17 protein-coding genes and 1 pseudogene are annotated in these 21049 nt (G+C 64.2%); 12 read left to right on the forward strand and 6 right to left on the reverse strand.

Annotated features, from left to right (window positions below):
• Both QCE64_RS21035 and metE read right to left on the reverse strand, forming a co-directional pair.
• A pseudogene (locus QCE64_RS21035) lies at positions 1–278 on the reverse strand (transposase); the annotation flags it as partial.
• Positions 279–871: 593 nt separating this feature from the next.
• Complete coding sequence (metE, locus tag QCE64_RS21040) at positions 872–3166, reverse strand: 5-methyltetrahydropteroyltriglutamate--homocysteine S-methyltransferase (protein ID WP_310006029.1); 2295 nt, start codon at positions 3164–3166, stop codon at positions 872–874.
• Between the two features lie 110 nt (positions 3167–3276).
• On the opposite strand from metE, the gene QCE64_RS21045 reads away from it, so the two are divergent.
• Positions 3277–4185, forward strand: coding sequence for a LysR family transcriptional regulator (locus QCE64_RS21045; protein WP_309923203.1), 909 nt, complete (start codon positions 3277–3279; stop codon positions 4183–4185).
• 9 nt (positions 4186–4194) lie between these two features.
• Here the strand turns inward: QCE64_RS21045 and QCE64_RS21050 are convergent, their stop codons facing one another.
• Positions 4195–5535: a PLP-dependent aminotransferase family protein gene (locus QCE64_RS21050; protein WP_310006032.1), complete on the reverse strand. Its 1341-nt coding sequence runs from the start codon at positions 5533–5535 to the stop codon at positions 4195–4197.
• 101 nt (positions 5536–5636) lie between these two features.
• On the opposite strand from QCE64_RS21050, the gene QCE64_RS21055 reads away from it, so the two are divergent.
• The 10 genes from QCE64_RS21055 (at position 5637) to QCE64_RS21100 (ending at position 15690) form a co-directional block, all read left to right on the forward strand.
• A complete protein-coding gene (locus QCE64_RS21055; protein WP_310006034.1) occupies positions 5637–6251 on the forward strand; it encodes a DJ-1/PfpI family protein in 615 nt (204 codons plus the stop codon).
• 174 nt (positions 6252–6425) lie between these two features.
• Positions 6426–7145, forward strand: coding sequence for a GntR family transcriptional regulator (locus QCE64_RS21060; RefSeq protein ID WP_309818343.1), 720 nt, complete (start codon positions 6426–6428; stop codon positions 7143–7145).
• Between the two features lie 34 nt (positions 7146–7179).
• The gene (mtnK, locus tag QCE64_RS21065) at positions 7180–8445 is read left to right on the forward strand and encodes an S-methyl-5-thioribose kinase (RefSeq protein WP_310006037.1); all 1266 of its coding nucleotides are present in this window, start codon (positions 7180–7182) and stop codon (positions 8443–8445) included.
• Between the two features lie 40 nt (positions 8446–8485).
• Positions 8486–9565: an S-methyl-5-thioribose-1-phosphate isomerase gene (gene mtnA, locus QCE64_RS21070; protein ID WP_309933031.1), complete on the forward strand. Its 1080-nt coding sequence runs from the start codon at positions 8486–8488 to the stop codon at positions 9563–9565.
• Positions 9562–10233 (forward strand): class II aldolase/adducin family protein, encoded by a 672-nt coding sequence (locus QCE64_RS21075; RefSeq protein ID WP_309923212.1) that lies wholly within the window; start codon positions 9562–9564, stop codon positions 10231–10233. Before mtnA ends, QCE64_RS21075 begins: the two co-directional genes overlap by 4 nt.
• A gap of 80 nt (positions 10234–10313) precedes the next feature.
• Positions 10314–11429, forward strand: coding sequence for a sugar ABC transporter substrate-binding protein (locus tag QCE64_RS21080; protein ID WP_309923214.1), 1116 nt, complete (start codon positions 10314–10316; stop codon positions 11427–11429).
• A gap of 58 nt (positions 11430–11487) precedes the next feature.
• The gene (locus QCE64_RS21085; RefSeq protein WP_310006039.1) at positions 11488–13023 is read left to right on the forward strand and encodes a sugar ABC transporter ATP-binding protein; all 1536 of its coding nucleotides are present in this window, start codon (positions 11488–11490) and stop codon (positions 13021–13023) included.
• On the forward strand, positions 13020–14021 hold the full coding sequence (locus tag QCE64_RS21090) for an ABC transporter permease (RefSeq protein ID WP_309818355.1): 1002 nt from the start codon (positions 13020–13022) through the stop codon (positions 14019–14021). The genes QCE64_RS21085 and QCE64_RS21090 overlap by 4 nt, the downstream gene beginning before the upstream one ends.
• 20 nt (positions 14022–14041) lie before the next feature.
• Positions 14042–15052, forward strand: a complete 1011-nt coding sequence (locus QCE64_RS21095) for a dihydroxyacetone kinase subunit DhaK (RefSeq protein WP_310006042.1) — start codon at positions 14042–14044, stop codon at positions 15050–15052.
• Positions 15053–15063: 11 nt separating this feature from the next.
• Positions 15064–15690, forward strand: a complete 627-nt coding sequence (locus QCE64_RS21100; RefSeq protein ID WP_310006044.1) for a DAK2 domain-containing protein — start codon at positions 15064–15066, stop codon at positions 15688–15690.
• 12 nt (positions 15691–15702) lie between these two features.
• Here the strand turns inward: QCE64_RS21100 and proP are convergent, their stop codons facing one another.
• Positions 15703–17169: a glycine betaine/L-proline transporter ProP gene (gene proP / locus QCE64_RS21105; protein ID WP_310006046.1), complete on the reverse strand. Its 1467-nt coding sequence runs from the start codon at positions 17167–17169 to the stop codon at positions 15703–15705.
• 295 nt (positions 17170–17464) lie between these two features.
• Here proP and QCE64_RS21110 point away from each other — a divergent pair, with 295 nt between their 5' ends.
• Positions 17465–17698: a hypothetical protein gene (locus tag QCE64_RS21110; protein ID WP_309933039.1), complete on the forward strand. Its 234-nt coding sequence runs from the start codon at positions 17465–17467 to the stop codon at positions 17696–17698.
• 16 nt (positions 17699–17714) lie between these two features.
• Here the strand turns inward: QCE64_RS21110 and QCE64_RS21115 are convergent, their stop codons facing one another.
• Both QCE64_RS21115 and QCE64_RS21120 read right to left on the reverse strand, forming a co-directional pair.
• Positions 17715–19322, reverse strand: a complete 1608-nt coding sequence (locus QCE64_RS21115; RefSeq protein ID WP_309923230.1) for an ABC transporter substrate-binding protein — start codon at positions 19320–19322, stop codon at positions 17715–17717.
• A 92-nt stretch (positions 19323–19414) separates the two neighbouring features.
• Positions 19415–21049 carry an AMP-binding protein gene (locus tag QCE64_RS21120; protein ID WP_310006049.1) on the reverse strand — a complete coding sequence of 545 codons (1635 nt, stop codon included), beginning with the start codon at positions 21047–21049 and terminating at the stop codon, positions 19415–19417.

Below are 21049 nucleotides of genomic sequence, written 5' to 3' on the forward strand. Positions count from 1 at the left end.
CGCCCGTGAAGACTTGCCAATAAGGGTTTTCGACCCACTGCCACACAACCTCTTCATCGGACAGGTCAAACGTGTGTTGAAGATAGAACAAACCAGCAAAAGCGCGGGGATGTCGCGGAGCGTCCAGCAACAGACACGAAGCTTGCACTCATCGTCGTGCCGAGATGCGCCCAGTCGATCAACCCGGCCAGGCGCACCAGTGGATGCCTCAAATTGATCTGTTCAAGCAGCGGCTGGCGGAAGAAGTCTCGCTCTGTCACACGCGCTTTCGGACCCATTCGAACTTCATCGGAATTTGCAGGCTTGCACGCGCTAATATGCCCGTATCCTGCAATCCCGGTAATCCAGTTTCGCCCTTAACAGCCCGTCAGTAAGGGACTTCGAGATTTTTCAGGATCGACTAATTACAATCCACCGTGTTCGACGTTGATTCTCACGCGCTGCCCGGGGCTGAACACCCGGCCTGCTCGATTCAGTACCCGGCGAGCCTGAGCCACGGATAAATCGGCGGTTCTTTGCGTTGCCAATCACGCACAGTCGGTCCGCTCGGGCGCGTGTTGAACATCCGTTGCGATCCGTTGGGACGGATCGTGAGTCGCATCGCGGCGCGCAGCTGAGAGGACAAGCACGATACCCGTTTCCCGACAAACCAGTCCCTTCTCCGCAACTTCCGACGCTTCAGATACATTCGCCTAAGGGTTAACGATCCCGGCAGTTCAGATTAATCGTGTATTCCCTGCTCCAGCCGCTTCATAAAATTACGCATATAAGAAAAGCTTTGAAGGCAGAGCGCGTGTTGGTTTGAGAGGCGAGCCAACTAGGGATAGCGCCCCGCATAGGCGGGGCGCGCGTCCTGACGGCAACTGCGGACTCACTTTAAAGAAGCACGCAACGTCTCCGCCGCCGCGACCATATTCCTGAGCGCCGGAATAACCTCATCCCACTGACGCGTCTTCAGCCCGCAATCCGGATTCACCCACAGGCGTTCCGCCGGAATCCGCTCTGCCGCCTTCCTCATCAGATTGACGATATGTTCCTGGCTCGGAATGTTCGGCGAATGGATGTCATACACACCCGGCCCAATCTGATTCGGATACTTGAAGTCATCGAAGGCATCGAGCAGTTCCATATCCGAACGTGACGTCTCGATGGTAATCACATCCGCATCCATGTCAGCGATCGAGGCGATGATGTCGTTGAATTCCGAATAGCACATGTGCGTGTGAATCTGCGTTTCATCCTGTACGCCATTGGCCGTGATGCGGAACGATTCCACCGCCCAGCGCAGATACGCGTCCCACTGCGCGCGCCGCAACGGCAAACCTTCGCGAAGCGCCGCTTCGTCGATCTGAATCACACGGACGCCGGCCCTCTCGAGATCCAGGACTTCCTGACGAATCGCGAGCGCCAACTGCTGGCATGACACCGAGCGAGGTTGATCGTCACGTACGAAAGACCAGTTAAGGATCGTGACCGGACCGGTCAGCATGCCTTTCATCGGCTTGCTGGTCTGCGAGGCCGCGTACCGCGTCCATTCCACCGTCATGGCCTTCGGGCGGCTGATATCGCCGAACAGGATCGGCGGCTTGACGCAGCGCGATCCATACGACTGCACCCAGCCGAACCGACTGAACGCATAGCCGTCCAGCTGCTCGCCGAAGTATTCGACCATGTCGTTGCGTTCGGCTTCGCCATGCACGAGCACATCGAGCCCGAGCGCCTCCTGTTCGCGCACCGCACGGGCGATTTCCTGCTCCATCGCCGTGCGATAACTCGCGTCGTCGAGTTCGCCGCGCTTGAACCGGCTGCGCGCCTGACGAATCTCGCCGGTCTGCGGGAACGATCCGATAGTTGTCGTCGGGAATGCGGGCAGGCCGAGAATCGCGGCCTGCTTCTTCGCCCGTTCTTCGTAGCCGTGTTGACGCTTGCCGAGCGTCGCGTCGATGCCTGCAATGGCTGCCTTCACCGCCGGGTTATTGACGCGCGGAGACCGACGCCGGCTTTCGATGGCGGTTGCGTTCGCGCCAAGTTCATCGGCGACGGATTTTCGGCCATGATTCAACGCGCCGGCCAGCACTTCCAGTTCCCCGAGTTTCTGCAGCGCAAAAGCGAGCCACGACTTGATCTCGGTATCGAGTTGAACTTCCGTGTCGAGGTCGACCGGCACGTGAAGCAGCGAGCAGGACGGTGCGATCCACAACCGATCACCAAGTTGCCGGTGCAGCGGTTCGAGCCATTCGAGAATCGCGTTCAGGTTGCTTTTCCAGATATTGCGTCCGTCGATCGCGCCGACGGACACCACCGCCGTGTCCGGCAGCTCAGCGGCGGCGGCCTCGATTTCTTTACGTGCGTTGATCGCATCGATATGCAGCCCGTCGATCGGCAATCGGCACGCGAGCGAAAGGTTCTCCTGCAACTGGCCGAAGTAGGTGGTGAGGAGCACTCGCACGCGTCGGGCGGACAGCACATCGTAAGCAGTGACGAACGCAGCGCGCCATGCTTCGTCCAGTTCGGTGACGAGCGCCGGTTCGTCGATCTGCACCCAGTCCACACCTTGCGCCGCGAAATGATCGAGCAACGCGGCGTAGACCGGCAGGATGCGCGGCAGCAGTGCGAGCTTGTCGCTGTCGTCTTTCGCCTTGCCGAGCCACAGATACGTCACCGGCCCGATGATGACCGGCTTCACATTCACGCCCAGCGCGCGCGCCTGCGAAACCTGTTCGACCAGACGTGACGTATCGAGTTTGAAGTGCGTGTTCGCATCGAACTCGGGGACGATGTAGTGATAGTTGGTATCGAACCACTTGGTCATCTCGCCGGCGGCGACGCCCGCGCAGCAGGCGGCGTGCGCTTCAGCACCCGCCGCCGAGCGGCCGCGCGCAACGCGGAAGGTGTTGTCCAGCGTGTCGCCGTGGAAGTCGCGCACGCGTTCGGGCAGATTGCCAAGCGTGAAGCTCATGTCGAGCACTTGATCGTAGAACGCGAATTCGCCGACGGGTACATAGTCCAGACGCGCCTGTTGCTTCCAGTGACGTTCACGCAGCTGGGCGCCGACCGTTTTGAGTTCATCGAGCGACGACTCGTCCTTCCAGTATTTCTCGAGCGCGAACTTCAATTCGCGTCCGGCGCCGATGCGCGGAAAACCCAGGTTGTGTGTCGTGACCATCGCGCGTGTCGTCCATGAAAGTGGCGGTAGCGACGATGATAGAATTTCCGATGTATGAATAAAAATGGTAAGTTTTCATACAATGATCAAATTCGTTCATGGAGCACGTCATGCTGGAACGCAGTCATTTGCTCGTCGTGCGTGAGGTCGAGAGGCAAGGTTCGCTGACTGCCGCAGCGGAGGTCCTGAATCTCACCCAGTCGGCGCTGAGCCACACGGTCAGGAAGCTCGAACAGCAATTGGGCACGGCGGTCTGGACGCGTGAAGGCCGTTCCATGCGGTTGACGCAGGCGGGGCACTACCTGCTTGGTCTGGCGAATCGGCTGTTGCCGCAGTTCGAGCATGCCGAAGCGCGCATGAAGCAGTACGCACAGGGCGAGCGCGGCACCTTGCGCATCGGCATGGAGTGTCATCCCTGCTATCAATGGCTGCTTCGCGTGGTCTCGCCGTATCTTGCGAGCTGGCCCGACGTCGATGTGGATGTGAAGCAGCGTTTCCAGTTCGGCGGAATCGGCGCGCTGTTCGGCTTCGACATCGACATCCTCGTGACGCCGGACCCCTTGAAAAAGGAGGGTTTGCGCTTCGTGCCGGTGTTCGACTACGAGCAGGTTCTCGTGGTCCCGGAGGACCATGCGCTGGCATCGGCGGACTACGTCACGCCGGAACAGATCGGGTCCGAAGTGCTCATCACCTATCCGGTCGAAACCGACAGGCTCGACATCTACACGCAGTTTCTGACGCCGGCCAACGTCGTGCCGCGGCGGCACAAGGTGATCGAGACGACGGACATCATGATGCAGATGGTAGCGAGCGGCCGGGGCGTCGCCGCGCTGCCACGCTGGCTCGCGGAAGAGTATGCGGACCGGATGCCCATTGCGCCGCTCAAGCTGGGCCGGAAGGGCATCGCGAAGAAGATCTATCTCGGCATGCGCGAGTCGGACCAGGGCATCGACTATCTGGCGGCATTCGTCGACCTGGCGCGCGGGGCCGACGGCGCGCACGCACGCATGCGGGCGTGAACCTCGGCTTCACGCGTCGATGTGAAAGCTCACCACCTCCTGCACCCGTTCCAGCGCAAGCCGTAACGTCTCCACATCCACCGATCCCAGCGCCAGCCGCAACGCATGCGGCACGTGCGCCGTCGTGCAGAAAGGCTCGGCCGTCGATACCGAGATCCGTTCCTGTATCAGCGCCTTCGCGATGCGGTCCGCGCGGACGTCTTCCGGCATCGGCAGCCAGATGAAATAGGACGCGGGATGCGCCAGCCGTTTCACGCGGCTCAACGCGCGGGCCGCCACTGTCTGGCGCATCGTGGCATCGGCGCGCTTTTCCGCTTCGAGTCGTTCGACCGTTCCGTCTTCGAGCCAGCCACAGGCCAATGCTGTCATTACGCCAGGCGTGTTCCACGTCGTCACCCGGATCGCGCGTTCGATCTTCGACACCCGCTCGCGCGGGGCCACGACATAGCCGACACGCAATCCCGTTGCCACGCTCTTCGAGAAGCCCGACACATACACCGTGATATCCGGCGCGAGGGCCGCGAGCGGGGGCGGCGCGTCATCGGCGAGAAAGGCATAGGCGGCGTCCTCGATGATGAACAGCCCATGCTTGCGCGCGATCGACACGAGTTGCCTGCGTCTGCTCGCCGTCATCACCCAGCCGAGCGGATTGTGCAGCGTGGGCATCGTGTAGATGGCGCGGACGCGACGCCGCTTGCAGAGCGCTTCGAGCGCATCGGGATCGGGTCCGGCGCCGGACGCGGCGAGCGGTGCGAGTTCCAGCCGCTGCGACTGCGCCAGCAACTTGAAGCCGGTATAAGTGAGCGCGTCCACCGCTACCACATCGCCGGGCTTGAGCAAGCCCATGACGGTGGTCGCCAGACCATGCTGCGCGCCATCGACGAGCAAGACCTGCTCTGCGTCGATCGAAAGTCCGCGGCGTTCGAGATGGCGCGCGACGCACGCGCGTTCGTGAAGCCGTCCGGCATGCGGCTGATAGCGCAGCAAGGCCTCCAGATTCCCCGCAGATGCCAGTTGCCGCAACGCCGTGCGCAGCAATTCCGTCTGCCCCGCAAGCGCGGGATAGTTGAAGTTCAGATCGACCATGTCCGAGGCGATGGCGACCTGATCGATGCCCAGCCCGTTCGGCAGGCCGGCTTCCTTCACGAAAGTACCGCGCCCGGTCTCGCCGCTGACGAGTCCCATGGCGTCGAGCTCGGCGTACACGCGCGTGGCCGTGACGATGCCGAGTCCTTCGCGCGCGGCCAGTTCACGATGCGTCGGCAGACGCGTGCCCGGCTTAAGTTGGCCCGATGCGATATCTTCAGCGATGCGGTCGACGATCTGTTTGTAACGTGCAGGCTGTGGCATGAGACGCGTCCGGAACAGGATGTATCCATGACAATCATTTGATTGTATTCATGGCTGACCGTAGCATGCCTGAACTCTCCCCGCCATGAAAGGTTGTCGCCATGCACATCGCCATTCTCACGTTCGATGGGTTCAACGAACTCGACTCGCTGATCGCGCTCGGCATTCTGAATCGCATCAGGAAGCCGGACTGGAGGGTTTCGCTTGCGTGTCCGTTGGCGGAAGTGACGTCGATGAACGGCGTCGTCATCCGGGCGCAGGCCACGCTGGAGGAGGCGAGCGCGGCGGATGCGGTGATCGTCGGCAGCGGCAGGCAAACGCGCGACGTCGTGGCCGATGCCGCATTGATGGCGCGCATCCGCCTCGACCCCAGCCGCCAGTTGCTTGCGGCCCAGTGCTCGGGAACGCTGATCCTCGCGAAACTCGGCCTGCTGAACGATGTATCCGCCTGCACCGACCTCACCACGAAGCCGTGGGTTCAGGAAGCCGGCGTGCGCACGCTCGATCAGCCTTTCGTCGCGAACGGCAATGTGGCGACGGCGGGCGGATGTCTTGCATCCCAGTATCTGGCAGCCTGGGTGATCGCGCGTCTGGAAGGGGTCGATGCGGCATGCGCCGCGTTGGATTATGTCGCGCCGGTCGGCGAAAAAGACGAATACGTCGAACGCGCCATGAAAAATATCCTGCCGTTCGTGGACGCTGCCGCGCCCGTGTGACGCAGCGGAATTCGTGCACTGCAAAGCCCGTCGCCATGCGCGCGACGGGCATTTTCATGCTGCATCCGCGCATGAAGCAAATCTCCATCGAGGCGCAGAACCGTCCGGGAAAGTCCTGAGAGAAACATCAGACGTCTGATGTACATTTCAGTGACTGCCAACCGAGAGACCTTCATGCGCCTGAGCGTCGAGCGTTCGATGAGCGACAAGATCCAGGCGTCGCTTCTCGACATGATCCATGAGCGCAAGCTCAAGCCCGGCGATCAGATTCCCACTGAAATAGAGCTTTGCGAGCTGCTCGGCGTCGGCCGGTCCAGTCTGCGCGAGGCCGTGGCGCAGATGATCTCGCACGGGCTGCTGTCGCGTCTGCAGGGCAAGGGCACCTTCATCAGACAAATTTCGCTGAAGCTGCACGGCGGGCTCGATGATCTGATGTCGGTGACGGACATGATCCGCAGCGTGGGCGCTGTGCCGTCGACGAGCCGCAAGCAGATGGAGCATGTGGCGGCATCGGAGAGTCTGGCGGAGAAGCTCGGCATCCGGCCCGGCGATCCGTGCGTGCGCATCGAGCGCGTGCGCCGCGCGGATGACGCCATCGCCGCGTACTGCATCGATACCATCCCGAAGCACGTCTTCGACGGCGCGGAGGGCGAGTTGGGCGAATCGCTGTTCGGCATGCTGGAGCGCACCGGACGCCGGCTGTCGCACACCCACACGTCGATCCAGCCGACCATCCTGACGCCGCGCGACCTGCCGGAACTCGGCGATGGTTTCGGCCTGTTCCTGCTGCTGGACGAAGTGGATTTCGATCAGAGCGGCGAGCCGCTCTGCTACAGCAACGACTACTACAACACGAGCATCTTCAAGTTCGATCTGGTGCGCAAGCGTCGTTGAGCGCGCGTGCCGGAGCACATCGGAGGAGGCACCGATGGAGTTTGAAGCTTTCACGGCGCAGGAACTGGCCGCGTATCTGGGCGGCGTGCCCGACGTGCGCGCGCTGCTGGGCGATCCCGCGGATCTGGATGTCGCGGAAGTCGGCGACGGCAATCTGAACTATGTGTATTTCGTGACCAACACGAAAACGCCGCAGCGCAGTGTCGTCGTGAAGCAGGCGCCGCCGTTCCTGCGTCTGGTCGGCAAGACCTGGCCGCTGTCGTGTCAGCGCATGGAGCATGAAGTCGCCGCGTTGCGGCGCTTCGGCGCGCTCTGTCCGCAACATGTGCCGAAGGTCTATCACGCGGACAGCACGCGCTTCCTGATGGTGATGCAACATCTCGCGTCGCATCGCATCCTGCGGCAAGGCCTGATGGACGGCACGGTCTATCCGTTGCTCGCGCAGCATCTGTCGGCGTATCTCGCCCATACGCTCTTCTTCGGCTCCGATCTCTTTCTCTCGGCCGACATCAAGAAGCAGGCAGCCGGCGCGGCCATCAATCCGGAGCTGTGCAAGATCACCGAGGATCTGGTTTTCACCTTTCCGTTCGAGGCGCATCCTTCGAACGTCTACAGTCCCGCGCTGCCGCAGGCGGCCATCGAACGGCTAAGGACCCACGAACCGCTGCGCGCCGCCGCCGCCGACATGAAGTGGGCCTTCATGAACCACGCGGAAACGCTGCTGCACGGCGACCTGCATACCGGCTCGATCATGGTGAACGCGGAAGACACCTTCGTGATCGATCCCGAGTTCGCGTTCTATGGCCCAATGGGTTTCGACGTCGGTGCGCTGCTTGCGAACCTGCTGCTCGCGTACTTCTCGCGCGACTGGCACGGACGTCTCGACGGACGCGATCCGCTCGAATACCAGGAATGGCTGCTCGACCAGATGACGCGCATCTGGAACGGCTTCAGCGCGCAATTCGTGGCGCTGTGGCGCGATCACGAAAGCCGCAGCAAGCGGCCGTTCATCGGCGGCGGCGCGGACGGCCGCGCGGTCGCGGCCTATCGAGCGCACTTCATGCGCCGGCTGCTCGCCGAGTCGCTCGGCTTCGCGGGCTGCAAGATGATCCGGCGCATCGTCGGCATGGCGAAGGTCGCGGAGATCACGCGCATCGCCGATGCCGAAGCGCGGGCCCGCATCGAGATGCGCTGTCTGCGTTGCGCGGAGACCTTGCTCGTGCAGCGCGCGGCGCTGGGCGACATCGAACAGGTCGCGACGCTGGCGCGCGAGCTCCAGCGCGATGCGGTGTCAATGTAACGGCGGCTCGTTTCGCACAGGTTTCGCACAGGGAGACTTCATGGATTCGCAGCGCTTGTTCAGCACGCTTCCCCCGACGATCGAATGGCGCGACGGCGATCTGCTGCTGCTCGACCAGACGCGTCTGCCGCATGAGATCGTGGTGGAGAACGTGGCGGACGTGCAGTCCGTCTGGCGCGCCATTCGCGAGTTGCGCGTGCGCGGTGCGCCGGCCATCGGCGTGGCGGCGGCATACGGGCTGTGCATCGCGATGCGCGACTCGACCGCGTTGCCCATCGCGGAGTTTCGTGCGGCGCTCGAACGTCAGGCGGTGTGGCTCGAATCCGCGCGGCCCACGGCGGTCAATCTGAGCTGGGGCTTGCGGCGCATGCTGGACCGCGCCCGCGCGACCGACGCACACGATGCCGCGACGCTGTATCAGGCTTTGGTCGAAGAGGCGCGCCGCATCCACGAGGAAGATGTGGCGCTGTGCGAAGGCATCGGCATGCATGGCATGGCGCTCATTCGCGAAGGCAGCGGCGTGCTCACGCACTGCAATGCCGGTGCGCTTGCGACCACCGGCACCGGCACGGCAACGGCGCCGATCTACGCGGCGCATCGCGCGGGCCGCGCCTTCAAAGTCTATGCCGACGAAACGCGCCCGCTGTTGCAGGGCGCGCGGCTCACGGCATTCGAATTGCAGCAGGCGGGCGTCGACGTGACGCTCATCATGGACAGCGCGGCGGCGTCGATCATGTCGCAAGGACTCGTCGATCTGGTGATCGTCGGGACGGATCGCGTCGCGGCGAACGGCGACTTCGCCAACAAGATCGGCACGCTCGGCGTCGCCATCGCGGCGCATCACTACGGCATTCCGTTCTATGTCGCGTGTCCGTCGTCGACGCTGGACCTGCACACCGCTGGCGGCGCGCGTATCGAAATCGAGGAACGCGCGGCGGAGGAAGTCACGCATCTGGCCGGGCGGCGCGTCGCGCCCGACGCCATCCAGGCCCGCAATCCGGCTTTCGATGTCACGCCGCATGCGCTCGTGACCGGCTTCATCACGGAGCGCGGCATCGTGAAGCCGCCGTTCGAGCACGCGCTGCGCAGTCTGTTCGCGGCCGAGGGGAATGCCGCATGAGCGCGATGCAGGAAGTCGCGCTGCGGCAAGGGATCGTCGAGACAGCGCTCGAGATGGAACGGCTGGGCATCAATCAAGGCACGTCGGGCAACGTGAGCGCGCGGCATGGCGACGGCTTCCTGATTACACCAAGCGGCGTCGCCGCGCGCGAGCTGGACGCAGGACAGATCGTCCGCTTGCCGCTCGACATCGCCGACGACGCCGACGTGTTGCGCACCGCGCGGCCGTCTTCGGAATGGCGCATTCATCGCGACATCCTGCGCGCGCGTGGCGACATGCATGCCGTCGTCCACACGCATTCGATCGCGGCCACCGCGCTTGCCATTCACGGCCGCGAGATTCCCGCGCTGCACTACATGGTGGCGGCAGCAGGCGGCAACTCCGTGCGTTGCGCGCCCTATGCGGTGTTCGGCAGCCAGCAACTGTCGGATCACGCGCTGGCGGCGTTGCAGGACCGCCGCGCGTGTTTGCTGGCGCATCACGGCGTGATCGCGTTGGGTACGGACCTGGCGCGCGCGGTCTGGCTCGCGCACGAAATCGAAGTGCTCGCGCGGCAGTATCTGCTGGCGTTGCAAATCGGCGCACCGCCCGTGCTGTCGGATCAGCAGATGGAAGAAGTGCTGGAGAAGTTCAAGACTTATGGCAGGCGCAGCAACGAAGCTCGCTGACGGCAGCACGGAGCAAAAAAGCCAGCGCAGCGCTCACCGCAACGTCATCGCATTGAACCACTCGTACAACGGAGACAACCATGGCCTGGAGTTCAGCAAGATTCGACAGTTGGGGCACGTTCGGCAAATCCACGGGCGCCGTCGTGCTGTGCGCGGCCGCCGCGCTGACCGGATGCTCGAAGAGCGACAACTCATCGTCCACGAGCAGCACCAGTTCAGCGGCGAGCGCGAGCGCGCCCGCCAGCGCACCCGCGAGCGCGGCGGCGACGAGTTCGGCGGGCGGCAAGCCGAAGATCGGCTTCTCGATCGCGACGCTCAACAACGCGTTCTTCGTCGGCCTGAAGGCGGGCGTCGAACGCGGTTCGAAGGAGCAGGGCTTCGAGCTCGTGCAGACCAACGCGAACGGCGACGCCCAGCAGCAGGTCAACGACGCCCTCAACCTGCTGAGCCAGGGCGTGACGGCCATCGTGCTGAATCCGATCGACTCGAAAGCGATCATCCCCGCCGTGCAGAAGGCGAATGAAATGAACGTTCCGGTGTTCACGCTGGACCGCGGTTCGGATGGCGGCAAGGTGACCTCGTTTGTCGCGTCGGACAACGTGGCGCTCGGCCAGACCGGCGCGAAATGGATCGCCGAGCAACTGAAGAAGCGCTACGGCGAGGAGAAGGGCAACGTGGTGGACCTGATCGGGCTGGTCGGCACGACAGCGGCGACGGACCGTGAGAAGGGCTTCAGCGAGGAGATTGCCAAGTATCCGAACATCAAGGTCGTCGCACGTCAGGAAGGCGCGTTCGACCAGGAGAAGTCGCTCAACGCGATGACCAATATCCTGCAGAAATTCCCGCAGATCGATGCCGTCTTCGGCGCCAACGACGACAACACCGTGGGCGCGGAAAAGGCCATCGACAATGCCGGGCGCTACAAGCCGCTCGGCGACAAGGAGCATATCCTCGTGATCGGCGCCGACGGCACCGCGCAGGCGCTCTCCGCGATCCGCGCGGGCAAGCAGGACGCCACCATCTCGCAGAATCCGATCATGATGGCGGCTAAGTCGCTGCAATTCATCGCGGATTACAACGCGAAGAAGGACGTGCCCGCGAACTACGCGTGGCCGACGATGCTGATCGACAAATCCAACATCGACTCGGATGAAGTGAAGAAATACGGGCTGTGGTCGGAGGAAGTGAAGCAGTAAGGGCAACCGGCGGCCGCGTGTCCTCCAGGACAGGCGGCCCGCACACGGAATGCGGATCATGACAGTCGAAACACACGCTCACGCGCGTACCCCCGCCACATCGGCCAAACCGTTGCTGCGCATGCAGGGCATCGTGAAGAGCTTTCCCGGCGTGAAGGCGTTGCGCGGCGTCAGCCTCGAGCTGCACGCAGGGCACGTGATGGCGATCGTCGGCGAGAACGGCGCGGGCAAGTCGTCGCTGGTGAAGACGCTTTCAGGCGCCTACGAACCCGATGAGGGCACGATCGAGATCGACGGCATGCCGCTTGCGCGCGGCACGAACGCGGCCATCGACGCGGGCGTGGCCGTGATCTATCAGGAGCTTTCGCTCATCAACGACATGACGGTCGCGGAGAATCTGTTCCTCGGCCGCATGCCCGCGCGCAACGGTTTCGTGAGGATGCGCGAAGCGAACCAGATGGCGCGTGAAGCGCTCGCGCGCGTCGGGCTGGACAACGTGCCGCCCTGGATGCGCCTCGGCGATCTGCCGCTGAACAAGCGTCAGCTGGTGGAAGTCGCGAAGGCGATTGCACGCGACGCACGCATCCTCGTGATGGACGAACCCACCGCCGCGCTGCAAAGCCACGACATCGCGAATCTGTACGCCGTGGTGCGGCGGCTGCGCGCGGAAGGCATGGGGATCATCTTCATTTCGCATCATCTTGAAGAGGTGTTCGAACTCGCGGACTCCGCGGTCGTGATGCGCGACGGCGCGACGGTCGGCGCGCGCCCGAGGTCCAAATGGCCCGAGGCCGATCTCGTGCAGGCCATGGTCGCGCGCAATCTCGAATCGTTCTATCCGTGGGAGCCGCGTGAATACGGTCCCGTGGTGCTCGAAGTCCGCGATCTCGCCAGCGCGCCGCTGCTGCGCAACGCGAGCTTTGCGGTGCGCGCGGGGGAAATCGTCGGCATTGCGGGGATCGCAGGTGCGGGGCGCACGGAGTTGCTGAAGACCATCTTTGGCGCGCTGCCGGTGACAGGCGGCGAAATCCACGTGCGCGGCAAGAAAGTGAGCAATCACTCGCCGACGCAAGGCGTGCGGCATGGCCTCGTCTACACGTCGGAGGACCGCAAGCTCGAAGGGCTGGTGCTGGAGGCGAACATCGAGGAGAACATCGCGCTGTCGAGCCTGAAGGCGCTGGCGAGCGGCGGCTTCGTCAGCCGCGCGAAGAAGCGCAAGCTCGCGCACGAAGCCAGCGCGCGTTTCGGCGTGCGAGCTTCGTCCGTGTTGCAGATCACCGGCACGCTCTCCGGCGGCAACCAGCAGAAAGTGATTCTCGGCCGCGCGACGGCAACCAGCCCGTCCGTCATCATGCTCGATGAACCGACGCGCGGCATCGACGTGGGCGCGAAGTCGGAGATCTACGCGCACATGGTGACGATGGCGCGCGCGGGCGCGGCGGTCGTCATGGTGAGTTCGGAGCTGCCGGAACTGCTCGGCATGTCGGATCGCGTGCTGGTGATGTATCGCGGCACTATCGTGACCGAGATTCCGCGCGCTCAGGCGAACTCGGAAACCGTCATTCAGTGGGCAACGACAGGAGCAGGCGCATGACCTCCACAGCAGCCGATCGTGCGGATTCCGAGGCGCTCTCGCGCCGCGTGATCCGCCAGTTGCGCAGCGGCATCGGGCCGTTGTTCGCGGCGCTCGTCATCATATGCGTGGCGCTTTCCATCGCATCGCCGGAATTTCTCACCACCAGCACGCTGACCAACATCATGGTGCAGGTGTCCGTCGTGGGCATCGCGGCGGTGGGCGGCACCTTCGTCATCATCACGTCGGGAATCGATCTGTCGGTCGGCTCGCTCGTGGCGCTGAGCGGCATGGTCGCCGCCACCGTGATGGCCGGCTCCAGTCCGGGCGCGGTAGGACTCGGCGTCGCGGGGCTGTGCGTGGCGCTTGCCGTCGGCGCGGGCGCGGGCGCGCTCAACGGCCTCGCGGTCTCGTGGCTGCGGCTCGTGCCGTTCATCGTCACGCTCGCGGCAATGGCCATGGCGCGCGGTCTCACGCTCGCCATTTCCGATGGCCGCACCAAGTTCGATTTTCCGAGCGCGTTCACGCTGTTCGGCGCGAAGACGGTCGCCGGCCTGCCCATGCCGATGGTCGTCATGCTCGTGGTCTTCGTCATCGGCCACGTATTGCTGCGCAAGACCACCTTCGGACATCAGGTGTTCGCCGTCGGCGGCAATCAGGAAGCGGCGCGGCTCGCGGGCATCCCGGTGCGGCGCGTGGTGTTCTTCACCTACATGCTGGCCGGCGTCACGGCGGCGATCGCGGGCATCGTGCTGGCCGGGCGGCTCAATTCCGCGTTGCCTTCCGCTGCGAACGGACTCGAGTTGCAGGTCATTGCGGCCATCGTGATCGGCGGGACTTCGCTCGCGGGCGGGCGCGGGTCCATTGTCGGCACGTTCATCGGCGTGGTGCTGATCGGCGTGATCAATGTCGGCTTGTCGCTGCTCGGCGTGAATCCGTTCTGGACACAGTTCATTCAAGGCGGCGTCATCTTCGCCGCCGTGCTGCTCGATGCCCTGAGCCAACGGCGCAAGCCCTGAACACATTGGAGACGCCCACCATGAAGAAAATCATCAACCAGCCGGACGAATTCGTCGACGAGATCATCGAGGCGCTGCTGCTCGCCCATCCGCACTGGATCCGCGCCGCCACCGCCGATCAGCGCGCACTGGTTCGCGCCGATGCGCCGGGCAAGGGCCGTGTCGGCATCGTGACGGGCGGCGGCTCGGGCCATCTGCCGGGCTTTCTGGGTTACGTAGGCGAGGGCTTGTGCAGCGGCGTCGCGGTGGGCAACGTGTTCTCGTCGCCGTCGTCCGAGCAGATTTTCGAAGCGACCAAGGCCGTGAGCGGCGGCGCGGGCGTGCTGTATGTGTACGGCAACTACGGTGGCGACGTGCTCAACTTCGATCTCGCGGCGGATCTGGCGGAGGCTGAAGGCATCGACGTGAAGACGGTCGTGCTCACCGATGACGTCGCCTCCGCACCGAAAGACCGCGCAGCCGACCGGCGCGGCGTCGCTGGCATGGTGTTCGCGTTCAAGTGCGCGGGCGCGGCGGCGGAGCGCGGCGATTCGCTCGACGACGTGACGCGCATCTGCGCGAAGGCCAATGCCAACTGCCGCACGATGGGCGTCGGCCTCTCGCCCACCATTCTCCCCGCCGCCGGAAAGCCCACCTTCACGCTGCCCGAAGGGGAAATGGAGATCGGCGTCGGCATTCATGGCGAACCGGGCACGCATCGCGGCAAGCTGGAATCCGCCGATGCGATCGCCGAGCGCATCACCACGCAGATCACCAGCGATCTCGCCGCTCCGAAGGGCTCGCGCGTCGCGCTGCTGGTGAACGGGCTGGGCGCGACGCCGCTCGAAGAACTGTATCTGCTGTACCGGCGCTCGGCGAAGCTGATCGCGGATCAAGGGCTGAAGATCGCGCGTTCGTATGTCGGCGAATACGTGACGAGCCTGGAAATGGCAGGTGCGTCGATCACCCTCATGCTGCTCGACGGCGAACTCGAAGCGCTGCTCGACGCCCCCGCGCGCTCGCCTTTCTTCCGCGACGGCACCGAATCCTGAAGGAGCGATCCATGAGTGTGACGAGCCAGGAGCTTCGCGACATCCTCACGCGCACGCTGAACGCGCTGCCTGCCCATGCCGATGAGCTGCGTGATCTCGACGCAGCGCTCGGCGACGGCGATCTCGGCATTACGGTGCAGTCGGGATCGGTGGCCGTGGTGAAGGCGCTGGCCGCGCTGCCCGCCGAAGCGGCGCTGAACGAAACGCTGCTGGCGGCCGCAAAGGCGTTTTCGACGGCGAATCCATCGACGTTCGCGGCGCTGATCGGCGGCGGACTGCTCGCGGCGGCGAAGACGGTGAACGGCAAGGACGCGTTGAACCGCGATGATGTGCTCGCGATCGGTCAGGCGGTGGCCGGTCGCATCATCGAGCGCGGCAAGAGTCAGGTCGGCGACAAGACCGTGCTCGATGCGCTCGTGCCGAGCCTCGACGTGCTGGCCGCGTCGCAGGGCAGCACCAGTGACGCGCTCGATGCGATGATCGCGAAGGCCGACGAGCAGGTCAACGCAACGGCCGCGATGCAGTCGAGGAAAGGCCGTGCGGCGTGGGTGCAGGAGCGCAGTATCGGTCATGCCGACCCTGGCGCGACCGCGTATCTCCGCTTTCTCCAGGCCTTGCGACAGACACTTTCAGCCTGAGCACGGGCAAACCTAAGCGCGCTTCTTCTTCAACACGACTTCGCCCTTGCCCGAATGCACGACCTTGAGTTTCGTGCGGGCGAGGGCGAGCGCTTCTCCCTGCGTGCCGACACACGGACTTGAGCCAGGCAACGGCTTGCGCGCGCTTTCTTGCAGCGCGAACACCGACATCATGCCGATCACCGAGGCCGCCATCAGATAGTAGGCGGGCATCATCAGGTTGCCGGTTGCATCGACGAGCCATGCCGTGACCAGCGGCGTCGTGCCGCCGAACAGCGATACCGAAACATTGAAGCCGATCGCCAGCGCGCCGTAGCGGATGCGCGTCGGGAAGAGGGCGGGCAGGGAAGAAGGCATGACGCCGGTAAAGGTGGACAGCAGCGCGCCGAACATCAGCAGGCCGAGAAACACGAGAGAAGGCGCACCGGTGCGCACGAGCAGCAGCGCCGGAATCGAGAGCGCGAACAGGCCGATACACCCAGCCATCATCACGGGCCGGCGGCCGAGACGATCGGAGAGGTGGCCGGCGCACAGCGTCATCGGGATCATCAGCAGCATGACGAGCAGCACGAGCAGCAGGCCGCGCGTCTCGGCGAAATGCAGCGTCGCCGACAGATAGCTCGGCAGATACGAAAGCGCCATGTAGTCGGTGACGTTGAAGATCAGCACGAGGCCGACGCATTGCAGCATCGGCTTGCCCTGATGCGACAGCAACTGCACGAACGATTCCTTCGGCCGCGAGCGCTCGTCCTTCTCGCGCGCCTGCGCCTCCTTCTTGAACGCAGGCGTTTCCTCCAGCTTCATGCGGATGTACAGGCCGACCAGACCCAGCGGCCCGGCGATCATGAACGGCACGCGCCAGCCCCACGAGAGCAGCGCATCATGCGGCAGCAAGGCGGTCAGCAGGGCGACGGTGCCCGCGCCGAGGATGTAGCCCACCAGCGTGCCCACTTCGAGGAAGCTGCCGAAGAAGCCGCGCCGCGCATCGGTGGAGAACTCGGCGATGAAGGTCGCCGCGCCACCGTATTCGCCGCCGGTGGAGAAGCCCTGCACGAGCCGGGCGAGCAGCAGCAGGACGGGCGCGAAGATGCCGATCGACGTATAGGCCGGAATGAGGCCGATGCAGAAGGTGCCGGCGGCCATCATGATCATCGTCATCGCGAGCACGCGCTGGCGGCCGATGCGGTCGCCGAGCGGGCCGAACACCATGCCGCCAATGGGCCGCACGAGAAAGGCTGCCGCGAAGGTGCCGAAGGTCGCGATCAGTTGCGCGGACGGACTGCTCGACGGAAAGAACACCTGGCCCAGCACCACGGCGATATAGCTGTAGACGCCGAAATCGAACCACTCCATGGCATTGCCCAGCGCCATTGCGCCGACCGCGCGTTTGAGCAGCGCGTGATCGACGACGGTGATGTCGTCAAGCGTGACGGGCGGTGACGGCTGCGAGGCGGCATGACGCGCGTGCGTGGGGCTCACTAGTCTCACTCCTGTAGTGCAGGCTAGGGAGTGTGCGGATCATCGCGCCTGACTGCCTTCGCTCACGCGTCTGGAAACCGGCGGAAAACGACACGGCTGCATGGCGGTGTCGGAGACGCGCGAACAGGGCGGCTTCAGAGCGTCGTCGTGCCGCCGACACATGGAGCATGCGGCGGCCGCGTGCGCTGACGCGCTCGCCCTTTCATGACGGGCTTTGCGGGCATCTGCCGCGCACACTGGCATGGGCCATGCACTTTGGGGCGCGTGACGTTATCGATCCGCGAAGGAAGCCGCCATGAAACCCCAGTTCATCATCATTCTTCTCGCCGCGAGCGTGGCATGGTCCGCCGTGCCTGCGTTAGCCGGCGATTGCAGCATGTCGAAACGCGTCTGCCGGGTTTCACATGCGGACCGATTCGCCGGTGCCAAGGCGTCGCCGCACGCGGTGCGCGGCGTCGACGCCCATCGCACGCAGCCCGGAAAGCACGAGCAGCGCGACAGCATCGACGCCTGGTATCGCGGAGGCTGAACTCCCCGCGCGGCGCTCAATCGAGCGTGATGCCGTCGAAGCGGTGTCCGCCAAGCGGGCTGATCAGATAGCCGTGAACGCGCTTCGAGATCGGCTGGAAGATGTTGGCGTGCGCGAGCGGCGTGTACGGCACCTGATCCTTGAACACCACCTGCGCTTCCTCGTACAGCTTCGTGCGCGCGTTCTGATCCGTGATGAGCCGGGCCTTCGCAAGCAGGTCGTCGAACTGCTTGTTGCACCACTTCGCCATGTTGCTGCCGTGCACCGCGTCGCAGCCCAGCGTGGTGCCGAGCCAGTTGTCAGGATCGCCGTTGTCGCCGAGCCAGCCGTAAAGAATGGCGTCGTGTTCGCCGTCGGTCTTCGCGCGCTTGTTGTACTCGGCCCATTCGTACGTCACGATGTTCGCCTTCACGCCGATCTTCGCCCAGTCGGACTGGATCAGCTGCGCCATCAGACGCGCGTTCGGGTTATAGCCGCGCTGCACCGGCATGGCCCACAGCGTGATCGTGAAGCCGTCCGGAAAGCCCGCTTCCTTCAGCAGCGCCTTCGCCTTCGCGGGGTCGCGCGGCGCGTCCTTCAGCGCCTTGTTATAGGACCATTGCGAGGGCGGCATCGGATTGGTCGCCACCGTGGCCGCGCCTTCGTAGACGGTCTTGATGATCGCTTGCTTGTCGATTGCCATGTCCAGCGCGCGGCGCACCTTCACGTTGTCGAGCGGCTTGTGGGTCGTGTTGTAGCCGACATAGGCCACGTTGAAACCGACGCCCGACAGCACCGTGAGTTTCGAGTCCTGTTTCGATGTGGCGATGTCGGCGGGACGCGGGAACGACGTCACCTGGCATTCGCCGCTCGCGAGCTTCTGCTGACGCACGGCCGCGTCGGGCGTGATCGAGAAGACGAGCTTGTCGATATGCACGTCCTTGCGGTTCCAATAAGTCGGATTCACTTCGTAGCGGATGGTCGAGTCCTTCTGGTAGTCGCGGAACACGAACGCGCCGGTGCCCACCGGCTTCTGGTTGATATCTTCCGGCTTGCCCTGCTTGAGCAATTGCGCCGCATACTCGGCCGAGACGATCGATGCGAATTCCATCGCGACATTGCGCACGAACACCACGTCCGGCGTCTTCAGCGTGAAGCGGACCGTGTTGTCGTCGAGCTTCTCGACCGAGGCGATGTTCTTGTCGTAGCCGAGATCGGTCAGATAGGGAAAGCTGACCGGATGCGCCTTCTGGAACGGCTCGTTCGGGTCGATCATGCGCTTGAACGTGAACACCACGTCGTCGGCGTTGAAGTCGCGCGTCGGTTTGAACCAGGGTGTCGACTGGAACTTCACGCCGCGTCGCAGATGGAAGGTGAAGGTCTTCGCATCCGGCGACTCGTCCCATTTCTCGGCGAGTCCGGGCGTGAGATCCAGCGTGCCGCGCTTGAATTCGACCAGCGTGTCGTAGACGGCGTGAGCGCCCGCGTCGAAGTCGGTGCTGGTGGTGTACTGCGCGGAATCGAAACCGGCGGGGCTGCCTTCGGAACAGAACACGAGCGTCTTGCTCGCAGCCGATGCAGCCTGTGAAGACAGGGCGAGCGCGGCAAGGAGGGATACGGCGAGAGTGCGTCGTCTGTTGATCATTGTTCTTGTTGCCCGGAAGAGTTGGCTGGCCGCCCTGCGGCGGACGCGAACCCTACTCTACCCGAGCCGACTTTTTTTCTCGCGACGCGGTTCTACAGCGCCCGCAATGCGAAACGCTTGAGCTTGCCGGTCTCCGTGCGCGGCAAGGCCGCGAGGAAGGTCACCAGACGCGGATACTTGTAGGGCGCGACGTTGCGCTTCACGAAGGCCTGCAACTCGGCGGTAAGCGCATCATCGCCGATAAAACCGGGATTGAGCACGACGAAAGCCTTCACGATCTGGCCGCGCGTCTCGTCCGGCACGCCGATCACGCCGCACTCCGCCACGGCTTCGTGCTTCATCAGCACGCTTTCCACTTCGGGCCCGGAGATGTTGTAGCCCGCCGAGACGATCATGTCGTCGGCGCGCGCCTGATAGAACACATAGCCGTCTTCATCGATCACGACAGCATCGCCGGGCAGGTTCCAGCCGTCGCGCACGAAGTTCTGCTGACGCGGGTCCGACAGATAGCGGCAACCGGTCGGACCGCGCACCGCGAGCTTGCCGAGGGTGCCGGGCGGCACGGGCTGCATGGCGTCGTCGACGGCCTGCACGACATAGCCAGGCACCGCGCGGCCGATGGCCTGATCGCGCACCTCCGCGCCCGCCGACGAGATGAAGATATGGATCATCTCCGTGCCGCCAATACCATCGATCATCTCGATCCCGCTCGCGTCACGCCACAGAGCGCGCGTGGAGGCAGGCAAGGCTTCGCCGGCGGAGACGGTTTTTTTCAGGCTCGATACATCGAAGCGGCCGATCAGCGGCGCCATCTGCCGATAGAAGGTCGGCGCGGTGAACACGATGCTGGCCTTGAAGCGCTCGATGGTGTGCAGCAAGGACTCGGGCGTGAGCTTTTCCAGCAGCACCGTGGATGCCCCGGCGCGCAACGGAAAGCACAGCAGCCCGCCGAGCCCGAACGTGAACGCGAGCGGCGGCGTGCCGCAGAACACATCGTCGGGCGTGGGCTTGAGGATATGGCGCGGGAACAGGTCGCACATCGCGAGCACGTCGCGATGAAAGTGCATGCAGCCCTTCGGCGCGCCCGTCGTGCCGCTCGTGAACGCGATGAGGCAGACATCGTCGGCGGCGGTGTCGCAGGCGTCGAAATGATCGGGCTTCGATGCCGCCAGCACCTCCAGCGCGTCCGGGGCATCGTCGTGGAAGGTGAAGACTTGCGTGAGCGTGGCGCAATGATGCTCGCCCGCCTCGCGACAGCGCGCGAGTTCTTCGGTGAGGCGCACGTCGCAGAGCGCCGCCGAGATGCGCGCCTTGTCGATGATCTGCTTCAGTTCCTTCGCGCGCAGCAGCGGCATGGTCGGCACGACGACCAACCCCGCTTTCAACGCCGCGAGGAACGCCACCGCCATCTGCAAGGTATTCGGTCCGCGCAGCAACAGCCGGTTACCGGGACGCAGGCCCATTTCATCGACGAGCACATGGGCGCTGCGATTCACGAGCGCATTCAGTTCCCGATAAGTCGTCGCGTGCGGCGCGCCGTCTACGTCCGACCAGATGGCGGGACGCTCGCCATGACCGGCATCGATGGCCCGGTCCAGCAGTTCGGTCGCGCAATTCAGGCGCGGCGGATAAGCAGTGTCGGCATGGTCCAGCAGAAGCACGGGCCATTGATCCTGAGGCGGCAATGAATCGCGCGCGAAGGTATCGACGTGTGCGGACGGTTCCAT

The organism is Caballeronia sp. LZ043, from assembly GCF_031451075.1.
Lineage (GTDB): Bacteria > Pseudomonadota > Gammaproteobacteria > Burkholderiales > Burkholderiaceae > Caballeronia.